At 70.5% G+C, this 12,812-nt stretch carries 9 protein-coding genes; 3 read left to right on the top strand and 6 right to left on the bottom strand.

Going from position 1 to position 12,812, the window contains the following annotated elements; translation table 11 throughout:
• Positions 1-241: 241 nt before the first annotated feature.
• Together LH62_RS21295 and LH62_RS28635 are read left to right on the top strand one after the other, a co-directional pair.
• Positions 242-502, top strand: a complete 261-nt coding sequence (locus tag LH62_RS21295; RefSeq protein ID WP_043364063.1) for a hypothetical protein — start codon at positions 242-244, stop codon at positions 500-502.
• Positions 503-511: 9 nt separating this feature from the next.
• Entirely contained in the window at positions 512-1,093 is a 582-nt protein-coding gene (locus LH62_RS28635) for a LysE family translocator (protein ID WP_052214768.1), read from the top strand.
• Positions 1,094-1,100: 7 nt separating this feature from the next.
• Here LH62_RS28635 and pepN read toward each other — a convergent pair whose 3' ends face one another.
• From pepN to LH62_RS21270, 4 genes are read right to left on the bottom strand one after another with little or no spacing between them, the layout of a single operon-like run.
• Positions 1,101-3,722, bottom strand: coding sequence for an aminopeptidase N (pepN, locus tag LH62_RS21285; RefSeq protein ID WP_236552600.1), 2,622 nt, complete (start codon positions 3,720-3,722; stop codon positions 1,101-1,103).
• 17 nt (positions 3,723-3,739) lie between these two features.
• The gene (locus LH62_RS21280; RefSeq protein ID WP_043364061.1) at positions 3,740-5,839 is read right to left on the bottom strand and encodes a N,N-dimethylformamidase beta subunit family domain-containing protein; all 2,100 of its coding nucleotides are present in this window, start codon (positions 5,837-5,839) and stop codon (positions 3,740-3,742) included.
• A gap of 42 nt (positions 5,840-5,881) precedes the next feature.
• Positions 5,882-7,537, bottom strand: a complete 1,656-nt coding sequence (locus LH62_RS21275; protein ID WP_052214766.1) for an ABC transporter substrate-binding protein — start codon at positions 7,535-7,537, stop codon at positions 5,882-5,884.
• A 52-nt stretch (positions 7,538-7,589) separates the two neighbouring features.
• Entirely contained in the window at positions 7,590-8,567 is a 978-nt protein-coding gene (locus LH62_RS21270; RefSeq protein WP_043364059.1) for a tripartite tricarboxylate transporter substrate binding protein, read from the bottom strand.
• Between the two features lie 276 nt (positions 8,568-8,843).
• Here LH62_RS21270 and LH62_RS21265 point away from each other — a divergent pair, with 276 nt between their 5' ends.
• A complete protein-coding gene (locus LH62_RS21265; protein WP_236552599.1) occupies positions 8,844-10,565 on the top strand; it encodes an ATP-binding protein in 1,722 nt (573 codons plus the stop codon).
• Between the two features lie 120 nt (positions 10,566-10,685).
• On the opposite strand, the gene LH62_RS21260 is transcribed toward LH62_RS21265, so the two are convergent.
• Positions 10,686-11,651: a tripartite tricarboxylate transporter substrate binding protein gene (locus tag LH62_RS21260; protein WP_043364058.1), complete on the bottom strand. Its 966-nt coding sequence runs from the start codon at positions 11,649-11,651 to the stop codon at positions 10,686-10,688.
• The gene (locus LH62_RS21255; RefSeq protein ID WP_043364056.1) at positions 11,651-12,763 is read right to left on the bottom strand and encodes an S-(hydroxymethyl)glutathione dehydrogenase/class III alcohol dehydrogenase; all 1,113 of its coding nucleotides are present in this window, start codon (positions 12,761-12,763) and stop codon (positions 11,651-11,653) included. Before LH62_RS21255 ends, LH62_RS21260 begins: the two co-directional genes overlap by 1 nt.
• Positions 12,764-12,812: the final 49 nt, after the last annotated feature.

Genomic DNA, 12,812 nt, shown 5'->3' with positions numbered 1-12,812 from the left:
TTGCGCCTAGCATCGCGCCGATGCCGCCCTCCGTCACATGAAACCTGCGCCGCGCTTCGTCCCATGCCGTGGATCGTATGCCATCCAAATCCCAGGAGTTGGACGACACTACCTGCATGAAGGAGCAAAAGTATTCACCCGGAAACAACCCTCACATCCGGGCGAATTTCCAATTATCCGCTCGGATTCCCCAAGGATTCCTCCAATCATCTGCCTGCCCCCGAGACAAGGTACTTCCGCCATGCGACATGCGATATTCGGCCTCGCCTTGGCCACGCTCCCGCTCGCCTTCCTCCCCGCTGCCGCCCAGCAGGCCACGCCGCAGCCCCGCCCGGCCGCCGCCACGGCCGAGCCGGATATCGGCCTGCCCCACCCGCCGCTGGTCGAATGCCGCCCGCTCTACGCCCCGGCGCCCCTGGCCATCGGCCCCGCCAGCGTCAACCAGGAGCAGGCGACCGAAGGCTTGGTCCTCATCGGCACGGCCTGTACCCCCGCCGGCTGAGCCCGCCCGGTGCGTGACTTCCTGCTGGCCTATCTGGCGATCCTGGTCACGCCCGGCCCGAACCTGCTGGTGATCGCCGGCGTCGCCGCGTTGCGCGGCCTGCGCGGCGCCCTGCCGATCTGCCTCGGCATCGCGCTCGGCGCCGGCACGCTGAACGCGGCGCTGGCGGCGACCCTGCACACCGCGCCCACCACCGCCGGCTGGGCCGTGGCCGGCCGCCTGCTCGCCGCGGCGATGCTGCTCTGGGTCGCCGTCTCCATCGCCCGCAGTCGCCCGCCGGAGACGATCCGTGCCGTCCGCAGCGCCCAGGGTGCCGAGTTCGGCGCCGGCTTCTGCACCGCCGCCACCAACCCGATGACCGCCGCCTTCTTCGCCGCCCAGTTCCTCGGCCCGCTCGCCCTGATGGACGGCACGCGGCCCCTGGTGCCGCTGGCGGTGACGGCCACCGCCCTCGCGGTCTCCCTCGGCCTCGCCACCCTGCTGGCGCGGCCCGCCTGCCGGCGCCTGGCCATCGCCTGGCACCGCCCCATCCGGCTGACGGCGGCCGCGACCCTGGTGGCGATGGCCGCCTCCGTCCTCGCCCGGCCGTAGCCGGCCGTCAGGCCAGCCCCTTCGACGCCTTCTCGAAGGTTCCCTTGCTGAGCTTCGGCACCGCGAGCACACGCTGCAGTTCCCGCTTTATCAGCGCCGCCCGCGCCGGCGCCTGCCGCCGCCACTGCCCGAGCGGCCCCACCATCCGCGCCGCGATGGAGCCGTTGATCGGGTCGAGCGCGATCACCGCATCGGCCAGGAACCGGTAGCCCGCGCCATTCTCCCGGTGGAAGTGCAGCGGATTGCCCGCCGCGAAGGCGCCGACCAGCGAGCGCGCCCGGTTCGGGTTGCGCAGGTCGAAATCCGCATGCCCGTAGAGCGCCCTAACGGCCTCCATCGTATCCGCCCGCGAGGACATCGCCTGGATCGAGAACCACTTGTCGAGCACTAGGTCGTCGCCCCGCCATTTCGAATGGAAATCGGCAAGCGGCCCGTCGCGCGCCGGCCCCTCGGCATCGGCGAGCAGCGAGAGCGCCGCCAGCCGGTCCGTCATGTTGCCCGCCTCCCGGTACTGCGCCTCGGCCAGGCCCGTCTCCCCCGCCGCGACGAGGTAGGCGAGGCAGGCATTCCGCAGCGACCGCCGCCCGATGCTGCGCCCGTCGACGCGGTACTCGCCCCCCTCCGCCAGCACGTCATAGGTCTCGCGCAGCGCATCGCCGCAGCGCCGCCCGATCTCCCGCCGCAGATGCTCCCGCACCGCATGCACCGCCGCCGGCTCGGCGACCTCCATCTGGTCGGCGACGAAGCCCTCGCCCGGCAGCGCCAGCGCCTCGGCGGCGAAGGCGGGGTCCGCCTCCGCCCCGCGCAGCGTGTTGCGCACCGCCGCCTCCAGCGCCGCATCGAAGCCGAGCGCCTCGCCCCGCAGATGCGCCGCCACCATCCCCAGCATCAGCCCGGCAGCATATTGCAGTCCGCTCTCCCAACGGACGAAGGGATCCGTGTCGTGCACGGCGAGGAAGCGCAGCCGCTCCGGCGCCACGCCCTTCAACTTCACCGGCGCCGAGAAGCCGCGGAGCAGGGAAGGAACGGGCGGCCCGTCCACATCCTCGAAGACGAAGCTCTGCTCCGCCTTCTCCAGCAGCAGCACCCGCGTCCCCGGCCTCGCCTCGTTCTCGCCCTCGAGCCGCGTCGCCACCTCGGCCCCGCCCGCATCGAGCAGCCCCATGGCGACCGGCACCGGCACCGGATGCTTCACCGCCTGCCCCGGCGTCGCCGGCAGGCTCTGCCGCAGGGTCAGAACCCAGCGCCGCGCCTCCGGCTCGTAGCGATCCTCGGCGACGAGCTCCGGCGTTCCCGCCTGGTCGTACCATCCCATGAAGGCTGAGAGATCGACGCCCGACGCCTCCTGCATCGCCGCGACGAAATCCTCGATCGTCACCGCCCGGTTGTCGCAACGCGCGATGTAGAGATCCATCCCCCGGCGGAAGGCCGCCGCGCCGATCCGCGTATGGATCAGCCGCACCACCTCGGCACCCTTCTGGTAGACGGTCGGCGTGTAGAAATTATCGATCTCGATATAGCTGTCCGGCCGCACGGGATGCGCCATCGGCCCCGCATCCTCAGGGAACTGCGCTGCCCGCAGCCCCCGCACGTCGCGGATGCGCTTCACCGCCCGGCTGCCCTGGTCGGCGCTGAACTCCTGGTCGCGGAAGACCGTCAGCCCCTCCTTCAGCGAGAGCTGGAACCAGTCCCGGCAGGTGACGCGGTTGCCCGTCCAGTTGTGGAAGTACTCATGCGCGATGACGGTCTCGATGCCCTGGTAGTCGCCATCCGTCGCCGTCTCCGGCCGGGCAAGGACGTACTTGGTGTTGAAGACGTTGAGCCCCTTGTTCTCCATCGCCCCCATGTTGAAGTCGGAGACGGCGGCGATGTTGAACACGTCGAGGTCGTATTCGAGCCCGAACACCTCCTCGTCCCACCTCATCGAGCGGATGAGGCTATCCATCGCATGTCCGCAGCGGTCCTCGTCGCCGCGCCGCACCCAGATGTTGAGCGCCACCGGGCGCCCCGACCGGGTGGTGAAGCTGTCGCTCACCGCCACCAGCTCACCTGCGACCAAGGCGAAGAGGTAGCTCGGCTTCGGATGCGGATCGACCCAGCGCGCCCAATGCGTCCCGTCCTCCCCATCGCCCGCGCCATCGGGATTGCCGTTCGACAGCAGCACCGGGCACCGCCCCTTGTCGCTATGGAGGGTGACGGTGAATCGCGCCATCACATCCGGCCGGTCCGGGAAGAAGGTGATGCGCCGGAACCCCTCCGCCTCGCACTGCGTGTAGAAATTGCCCCCGGAGGTATAAAGGCCCGATAATTCCGTGTTCCTTTCCGGCGCGATCCGCACCAGCGTCTCCAGCACGCCCCGGTCGGGCGCATCACCGATGGTGAGCGACCCATCCTCGCCGAGCCCCGCCCGCCCCTCCGCCAGCGCCACCCCGTCGAGCTTCGCCTCCAGCAGGGCCAGCCCATCCCCATCCAGCCGGAACTCCCCTGGCGCGTTCCGCCGGAAGGCCAGGCGTGCCCGGACCAGCGTCGCCGCCGGATCGAGCCGGAAATCCAGCTCCACCGTGTCGATGAGGAAGGCGGGCGGCCGGTAATCGGCACGGCGGGTCGTGTGCGGAGCGCTATCGGGCATCGTCAAGGTCCAGTCCATCACGCGCCGAACCGGCGCAATACATTCTCGAGCATGCGGGAGATCGGGTTCGCGTAGCCGTTGTGCGAGAGGCTCCCGCCGAAGGTGATGGAGCCCGTCGAGAAGAAGGCCCCACCCCCCGCCGTCTCGCCGTACACGATCTCCGCCCGTACCAGCCGCGGCGCCGGCTCGCCATTGACGGTGGTGATCCGCCCCAGCAGTTCCTCCGGCACGGTGACGAAATGCGGCTGGTGTCCCTCCGACCGGGCGAGGATGACGGTTCCCGGCGGCGTTCCCAGCAGCGGATCGGCCCGGTCCAGCTCGAACCCCGCCGCCCCGCCACCCGAGAGCCCGAAATCCCCGAGCACCTCTTCCTCCACCCCGTCGAACACCCAGGCGAGCCGCTCCGGCACCGCAAGCCGCCGGTACCAGGCCCCCTCGAAGGCCCCCTGGCCCGAGAATCCGACCCCGCACAGCATCTGCGGCGGCCGCCCGTTCCGCCGCCACAGTCCGCCGAGCGTCCCGTCGAACTGGTGGAAATACTCCCCCGGCTCCGCCGCCCAGGCGCGGATGCCGCCCTCCGCCCGCCGCAGCTCCAGCACCGGCCCGCGCCGCGCCACCTTCCAGTAGAAGCCATTGCCGCCGAGATAGGCGAGCCGCCCCCCGCCCTCGACATAAGCCTGCAAGGCATCGAGCGTCCCCTGGGTGTGGTATTCCGGGTGGCTCCCCGTCACCACCGCCTCGTAGGGCGCCAGCAACCCGACGCCTTCCTCGTCCAGGTCCTCGTCGGTGACCACATCGAAGCCGAACCCCCGCTCCTCCAGCCAGTCGGTGATGTGGCTGTCGGCAGGAAAATGCCTGAGCCCCGAGCCGCGCGGATCGTCGAAGGTGAGGAAGCCCGGCCGCATCGTGAGGATCGGCCGAAGTCGCGTCGTGATCCCGATGCCGCTTCCGTCCGGATGCCGGTTATAGGTGCTGTGGCCGAAGTCGTGATGCTCGTCCGGATTGTGCGGATAGGCGCCCCACTCCGCGATCCGCGCACGGAAGGCGTCGTCCAGGTTGCCCCGCGCATGATTGGCATAGGCCTGGTAGGTGAAGGTGCTGGCGAGGAAGACGATCCGCTCCCGCGCCCCGCCCCGCGGCGGCAGCACGTAGAATGGGATGACATCCTCGGCTCCCTCCGCCCGCAGCCGCACGCCATAGACCCCGCTCGCCAACCCCTCCGGGATGCGGATCTCGAAGGCCGTCTCCCAGCCGCAATCCGCCAGGTCGTCGGTATGGAAATGGATCGCCGCATACTCCCGCGGGGCATGCCGCCAGCAATGCTCGGCGCCGCTCCACCGGCTTCCGCGCATCGCCCGCGAAGGCAGGTTGACCAGCCGCCCATGCAGCCCGCCCGGCCCGCGATCCTTGATCGCCTCAGCTTCCATGTCGCGCGAAAAGTCCCACCAGGCCCGCACCCGCCCTTCGGCGAGCAAGCCCTCCGGCCTCCCCAGCTCTGCGGGCGCCATGCCGTCCAGCAGCACCGGGTCCTCCACCCGCCCGTCATAGCCATGGCCGAAGGCGATGCGCGCCGCCCCCGACCACTCGGCTTCGGCGAGCGCCACCTCCGCCACGCCTTCGTCCCCGCGCCCGGCAATGGGCAGGAGGGCCCGCTGCTCCAGCCGCAGCCGTCCACCGCCGACCCGCACCGAAACCTCGTACCAGCGGCGGGGCAGGGGCGGCGGCACCGCGCAGCCAACCCCATCCGCCTCCGCCCGCAGCCCCTCGGCGCCGAGCGCCAGTCGCAGCACATGCCCGCCGACCTCGACTGCGACGGGCACCCCGCCCGGCAGCCAGGGCTGCAGCCGCAGCAGCAGGGTAAACTCCCGCCCGAGTCCCAGCTCCCCCTCGACCACCCCATGCGAGCCGAGCGCCACCGCCTGCATCCGTGCCGGATACTCGCCCGCCCACGCCGCCGGCACCGGGATCAGCTTCATCCCCGGCCCCGCCGGGTTCGGGTCGGCATGCCGGATGCGCACGAGATCGGCGCGATAGGGCATCGCCGCCGAGACCTTCACCCCCAGCATTCCGCCCGGCCGCGCCGAGAAGCGATCCAGATACCCGACCAGTTCCAGCATGCGGCCCGCTCCCTCAATCCGACCGGCAGCATGCGCCGGCTCTCATCCGGGAGCGATATCGAGCCGCGGCCAATCGACATAGAAGCCGTTCGGCGCCGCATAGCCGCTGATCCGTGCGCTGATCGCCCGCGGCGACACGTCATGCACGAACCACACGAAGCAGGCCTCCTCCACCAGCCTCGCATGCAGCCGGGCCAGCGCCGCGTCGCGCTCCGCCGCGTCGAAGCTTGTGCGCGCCGCCGCCGTCAGCCGGTCGAGTTCCGGGTCGCGGACGAAGCCCCAATTATTCGAGACCGGCGGCACCATCCGCGAATCGGCGAATCGCGCCACCGCGAAGAAGGGATCGATCGTGGCGATCGAGACATTCGTCGCCGTCGCCCCGCGTGCGACCGGCGCCTTCGGCCCCTCCCGCCAGTTGGCGAAGAGCGTGCCCCATTCCAGCACCTCGAACCGCACCTCGAAGAAGGTCCGCGCCAGCGCCGCCTGGATCGCCTCGTTCATGGCGAGGGATTGCATCTGCCCCGAGCCGACCGGGGTGATCAGCACCTTCACCTGGGCCGGCCGCTGCGCCGAATAGCCCGCCTCCGCCATCAGCCGCCGCGCCTCGGCGAGGTCGTGCCGCAGCACGAAGTCCGGCTCGCCGAACCAGGGATGTCCCCGCCGCATCTGGCCGAAGGCCGGCTCCGCCAGCCCACCGTTCAGCAGCACCAGCTCCTCGCGGTCTATGGCGAGGTTGGCCGCCTGCCGCACCCGCCGGTCGCGCCAGGGCGAGCCTTCCAGCATCGAGAGCTGCCAGGGCCAGACATGCGCCATCGCGCTGGTGACGATTTGGAAGCCCCGCGCCCGGATCGAGGGCGCCGCATCCGGCGGCGGCGCCTCGATCCAATCCACCTGGCCGGAAAGCAGGGCGGCCGTTCGCGCGCTGGTATCCGGCACGGGCAGGAAGACCAACCGGTCGAGCTTCGGCACCCGCGCCTGGTCCCAGTAGGCCGGGTTGCGCATCAGTTCCAGGCGCTGCCGCGGCACCAGCCGCGCCAGCCGGAAGGCGCCCGTCCCCGACGGATCGAGCGCGAAAGCCTCCCAGGCCCGCATCGCCCGCTGCGCCGGGTCGCTCACCTCCGCCGGCACCGCCGCCAGCTTCGCCGCCCAATGGGCCGGGGAGGCGATGAAGAGGTTGGCGATGTTGAGCGGCAGGAAAGCATCGGGCTCCGCTGTCGCCAGCTCGACGGTCAGCGCATCGACAACCCGCGCCCCGCGCAGCGTCGGCATGCGCGAGAGAGTGAAGCCCACCTGGCCCGCATCGAAATGCGGCGCCTCCTTGTCGAGCACCTTGCGCAGGTTCCAGACCACCGCCTCGGCATCGAAGGCCGAGCCGTCATGAAAGCGCACGCCCGGCCGCAGCCGGAATACCCATTTCGTCCTGTCGGCCGGGTCGACCGCCCACTCCGTCGCCAGCGCCGGGGCGATGCGGGTCCCCGTCTCGTAGTCCCAGGCGGTCAGCGCGTCGTAGAGGGTGAGGCCGGCGACGCGCACGCCCTCGAAGGCCTGGTCCGGCTGGCCATGCGTCTTCGGGATGTCGCCGGCGGTCATCGCCACCCGCACCACCTTCTCCGCCGCCCGCGCCGGCCCGGCGCCGATCAGCCCGGCAAAACCGAGGGCGGCAAGCGGGCGGCGCCCGATGGCAAGGGAAGGGGGCATGTCCTGGCTCCGGCTGTCCGCCGTTGCCAAAGCACGCACCGTGCCACCCGGGTTATTCCACGCGGATGCGGTTCGCCTCAATGACCTGGCGGAACTGCTCCCGGTGCGTTTTGAGGAAGGCGCTGAATTCCGCCGTGCCCCGCGGCTCCGGCTGGAAGCCGATGGCGGCGAGGCGCGAGCGCACTTCATCCGTTGCCATCGCCCGCCCGGTCTCCTCGGCCAGCTTCGCCACGATCTCCGGCGGCGTTCCCGCCGGCATCATGTAGCCGCCGAAGGCCCCGACATCGAAGCCCGACGCCTCCGGCACGCTGCCGAGCGGCGCGATGCCCGGCGCCAGCGGGCTGCCGGCCCCGAGGGTGATGCCGAGCGCGCGCAGCGCCCCCTGCTTCACCAGTGGCCCCGTCGCCGCCAGCGTGTCGATGGCGAAATCCACCTGTCCGGCCACCACCGAGGTCAGCGCCGGCCCGCTGCCCTGGAAGGGCACATGCACCGTATCCGTCAGCCCCGTCCTGCTCAGGAACATCAGGGTGATGAGATGCGCCGCCGCCCCGGTGCCGGAGGAAGCATAGGTGAATTTCCCCGGATTGGCCTTCACCACGCGAATGAATTCCGCCGTGTCCTTCGCCGGGAAGTTGTTCGTCACCGTCAGCAGGTAGGGCGAGATGCCGATCATCGCGACCGGTGCGAAATCCTTCTCCGGATCATAGGGCGTCCGCTGCACCAGCGGCGCAGTGGTGATCGGGCCGGTCGAGGCGGCGAGGATTGTGTAGCCATCCGGCGCCGCCTTGGCGACCGCATCCGTCCCGATCATCCCCGCGGCACCCGCCTTGTTGTCCGGAACGACAGGCTGACCCCATTGCGTCGAGATCTGCTGCGCCGCGACCCGCGCCATCAGGTCCGTCGCCTGGCCCGGCGGCCAGGGCACGATCAGCCGCACCGGGCGTGAAGGGTAGGGACCCTGACCTTGGGAGAGGCCGAGGCGCGGCGCGGCAAGCCCAGCGCCGGCGAGCAGGAGGGTACGACGATCCACGGCAACGCTTCCCCGTTTTTGTTTTGTAGGGGCAGCATAGGTCGCCCCGCGCAACGGGACCAGCCAGGGGCCATTCCGCATCTCGCGAGAGAGTGTAACGTATACGTTCCTTCTGTGGTTTGAAAGATCGTGATGCCCTTGGCGTAGCAGGCGAAAATCCGCTTTCCAGCATCAACCCTCCGATGCATGAAAGTTCATCTGGGCAAATGTTCCGCCAGCCCCATCTGCATACCGCTCCGGCCTCCCGAGGCTGAGCCCGGCCGTTGGAGACCGCGATTGACTGATGCGACCAAGACGGCCACCGGCATCCCCGCGGATGCGGCGATGGATCAGGGCGCGCTGGAGCCGCTCGGCCGCCCCGGCCTCCATCACTGGCGTCAGGCCGAGATCTCCGACACCACACTCGACGAGCGCGGCAGCGTCTTCTTCGCCGCTGTCGAGATGACCCGCATGCCGATGATCCTGGCCGATCCCCGCCAGGAGGACTGCCCCATTGCCTTCGCCAACAACGCCTTCCTCGACCTCACGGGTTACGAGGAAGAGGAGGTCGTCGGCCGCAACTGCCGCTTCCTCCAGGGCGCCGGGACCGACCCCGCCTCCGTCCGCCAGCTGCGCGAGGCGATCCAGGAGCGCCGCCCCACCGCCCTTGAGATTCTCAACTACCGACGCGACGGCACGCCCTTCTGGAACGCAATCTTCATGGGCCCCGTCTTCGACCGGAAGGGGGACCTGATCTTCTTCTTCGCCTCCCAGCTCGACGTCTCCAAGCGGCGGGAGAGCGAGCAGTCGCTCCGCCAGGCGCAGAAGATGGAAGCCATCGGCCAGCTCACCGCCGGCCTCGCGCACGACTTCAACAACCTGCTCCACATCATCGACGGCAGCCTGGAGCGGCTGAAGGCCAAGCGCCACGACGACCGCACCTTCCAGCGCTTCCACGAGGCCGCCATGGTCGCCACCGAGCGCGGCACCAAGCTGACCCGCCAGCTCCTCGCTTTCGCCCGCCGCACCCGGCTAGAGCCGAAGGGCGTCAGCCTCACCAACCTAGTGAACTCCTTCTCGGAGTTGCTCAGCACCTCGGTCGGCGACAAGGCCGAGCTGCATCTCAGCCTGCAGCAGCGCCTGCCCATGGTGAAGGTCGACGTGAACCACCTGGAGATGGCCCTGCTCAACGTCGTGGTGAATGCCCGCGACGCCTCGCCCGGCGGCGGCGCGATCACCGTCACCACCCGCGCCATCCACCTCAACTGCGACGCCGCCGCGCGCCACCTCGAGCCCGGCGACTATGTGCTGCTCTGCGTCAGCGACGAGGGCGTGGGCATGCCGCCCCATGTCCGGGCGCGAGCGACGGAGCCCTTCTTCACCACCAAGGGGCCGCAGCACGGCACCGGCCTCGGTCTCGCCATGGTGCATGGCTTCGTACAGCAATCCGGCGGCCGGCTGGAGATCGAGAGCGAGCCCGGCCGCGGCACCACCGTGCGGATGATCTTCCCCCGCCACATTCCCGAGGACGAGGCGGACGGCGCCGGGCCGATCGGCTACCAGCCCCGGGCCGTCGAGGAGACGGCCCGCGTGCCGCTGATCCTCGTCGTGGACGACGGCCGCGAGATCGCCGACATGGCGCGGGAGGCGCTGGCCGAGACCGGTTACCGCGTCGCCGTCGCGCATAGCGCCGAGGATGCTATCCGTGCCTTCGACGAGGCGGCAGCCGCCGGCGATGCCTTCGACCTCGTCTTCTCCGACGTGCTGATGCCGGGCGGTGCCAACGGGCTGGTGCTGGCCGAGCAGGTGCGCAACCGCGCCCCCGCCACACCGGTCATCCTGACCACGGGCTACAACGACGAGATGTCGATCGACGGGCCGCAGGCGATCGCGCTGGAGGTTCTAGGAAAGCCCTACAAGCGCACCGAGCTGATCGACCGCGTCCAGGCCGGGCTGCGGCAAGGTGCGCGCACGGGGCCGCTCCGGGAAACTTCCGACTTCGGCCATGCCGAGGCCTGAGCGGGTGGATTCGCTTCGGCTCACGGGCCCCGCTCCGGCTCGTTGCTCCGGCGGGCTGATCACTCCGACCAGACGGGTCCATCTGATCCCGGGCCGTTCCAGCCTCCCGCCGACCAGGCTCTAATCCACCCGCATCCCCGCACGCCGCACCACCGGCGCCCATCTTGCCCGGTCCTCCGCAAAGAACCGCGCGAACTCCTCCGGGCTCGCGCTCGGCTGCACCTCCAGCCCGCCTTCCACCAGCCGCCGCCGGATCTCCGCATCCTCGAGCGCCGCGTTCAGCGCCGCGTGCAGCCTGAGGACGCGCTCCGGTGGCGTCCCGCCCGTCGCCAGCAGCCCGAACCAGGTCGCCGCCTCGATCTGCGGGAAGCCTTGCTCGCCTGTCGTCGGCAGTTCCGGCATGGCGCTGCTCCGCTGCCGTCCGGCAATGGCGAGTGCCCGTACCGCCCCTGACTGGATATGCGGCTGCAAGGGCGCCAGCGCATTGGTGAAGACGTGCACCCGCCCGGCGATCAGGTCGTTCAGCGCCGGCCCCGTCCCGCGATAGGGGATGTGGTCCATCGGCACGTCCAGCACCTGCGCGATCATCGCCCCCGCCGCATGCCCCGTGCTGCCGACGCCGGGAGAGGCATAGGACAGCGGCTGTGCCGCCGCCCGCGCCGCCGCCTGCAGTGCGGGCAGGCTCCGTGCCGCGACCGAAGGATGCACGGTGACGACATTCGGCCCCACCCCCATCAGCCCGACCGGCGCGAAGGCGGTGGCGACGTCATAGGGCACCCGGGCCTGGACGAGGCTGGTGATGGTGAGGCTCCCGCTCCCGCCCAGCACCAGCGTGTACCCATCCGCCGCCGCCTTGGCGACCGCCTCCGCCCCGAGCATCCCGCCCGCCCCGCCGCGGTTCTCGATGACGACCGGCTGCCCGAGCCGCGCCGCCATCCCCTCGCTGACGAGCCGCCCGACGATGTCGTTCGTGCCGCCCGGCGGCCAGGGGATCAGCAGCCGGATCGGCCGGTCGGGGTAGGGGCCCTCGGCGCGCGCGACGGCCGGTGCGGCGAAGACGCCCGCCAGCAGCGCGCGCCTCTGCATCAATAGACGACCACGCTGCGGATGCTCTCCCCGCGCTCCATCAGCTCGAAGCCGTGGTTGATCTGGTCGAGCGGCATGGTGTGGGTGATGAGGCTGTCGATGTCGATCTTCCCCTCCATGTACCAGTCGACGATCCTCGGCACATCCGTCCGCCCCCGCGCGCCCCCGAAGGCCGTGCCGCGCCAGTTCCGCCCGGTGACGAGCTGGAAGGGCCGCGTGCTGATCTCCTCGCCCGCGCCTGCGACGCCGATGATGATGCTCTCGCCCCAGCCGCGATGCGTGCATTCCAGCGCCTGCCGCATCACCTTCGTATTGCCGATGCACTCGAAGGAGAAATCAGCGCCGCCCCCCGTCAGGTCGATGATCGCCTGCACGACCTTGTCGGCGCCGACCTCGTTCGGGTTGATGAAATGCGTCATGCCGAACTTGCGCGCCATCGCCTCCCGCGCCGGGTTGAGGTCGACGCCGATGATCTTGTCGGCGCCGACCATCCTCGCGCCCTGCAGCACGTTCAGCCCGATGCCGCCCAGCCCGAAGACCGCGACATTCGCGCCCGGCCAGACCTTCGCCGTGTTGATGACGGCGCCGACGCCGGTGGTCACGCCGCAGCCGATATAACAGATCTTGTCGAAGGGCGCGTCCTCCCGGATTTTCGCCAGCGCGATCTCCGGCAGCACGGTGAAGTTCGCGAAGGTGCTGCACCCCATGTAGTGCATCACCTGCGTTCCCTCGCACGAGAAGCGGCTCGTCCCGTCCGGCATCAGCCCCTTGCCCTGGGTGGCGCGGATAGCGGTGCACAGGTTGCTGCGCTGGCTCAGGCAGGTTTTGCACTGCCGGCATTCCGGCGTGTAGAGCGGGATCACATGGTCGCCCGGCTTCAGGCTGGTGACGCCGGCGCCCACCTCCCGCACGATCCCGGCCCCCTCATGGCCGAGGATGGCCGGGAACAACCCTTCCGGGTCCCGCCCGCTCAGCGTGTACTGGTCGGTGTGGCAGAGCCCGGTGGCCTTGACCTCGACGAGCACCTCGCCCGCCCGCGGTCCCTCGATCTCGATGGTCTCTATGCTGAGCGGCTTTCCCGCCGCCCAGGCCACCGCCGCGCGCGTCTTCATCAGGCTGTCCCCCTGCCGGTCTTGGCGGCACTCTGCCGCCAGTCCCGGC

Source organism: Belnapia sp. F-4-1 (assembly GCF_000802185.1).
Taxonomy (GTDB): Bacteria; Pseudomonadota; Alphaproteobacteria; order Acetobacterales; family Acetobacteraceae; genus Belnapia.
The sequence above is the reverse complement of the archived record's forward strand: the minus strand, read 5'-3'. Positions and strand labels throughout refer to the sequence as shown.

Excerpts from the sequence above, each read along its gene's own strand:
- LH62_RS21295 (WP_043364063.1), top strand. The coding sequence starts at position 242 with ATGCGACATGCGATATTCGGCCTCGCCTTGGCCACGCTCCCGCTCGCC.
- pepN (WP_236552600.1), bottom strand. The coding sequence starts at position 3,722 with ATGCCCGATAGCGCTCCGCACACGACCCGCCGTGCCGATTACCGGCCG.
- LH62_RS21280 (WP_043364061.1), bottom strand. The coding sequence starts at position 5,839 with ATGCTGGAACTGGTCGGGTATCTGGATCGCTTCTCGGCGCGGCCGGGC.
- LH62_RS21275 (WP_052214766.1), bottom strand. The coding sequence starts at position 7,537 with ATGCCCCCTTCCCTTGCCATCGGGCGCCGCCCGCTTGCCGCCCTCGGT.
- LH62_RS21260 (WP_043364058.1), bottom strand. The coding sequence starts at position 11,651 with ATGCAGAGGCGCGCGCTGCTGGCGGGCGTCTTCGCCGCACCGGCCGTC.
- LH62_RS21255 (WP_043364056.1), bottom strand. The coding sequence starts at position 12,763 with ATGAAGACGCGCGCGGCGGTGGCCTGGGCGGCGGGAAAGCCGCTCAGC.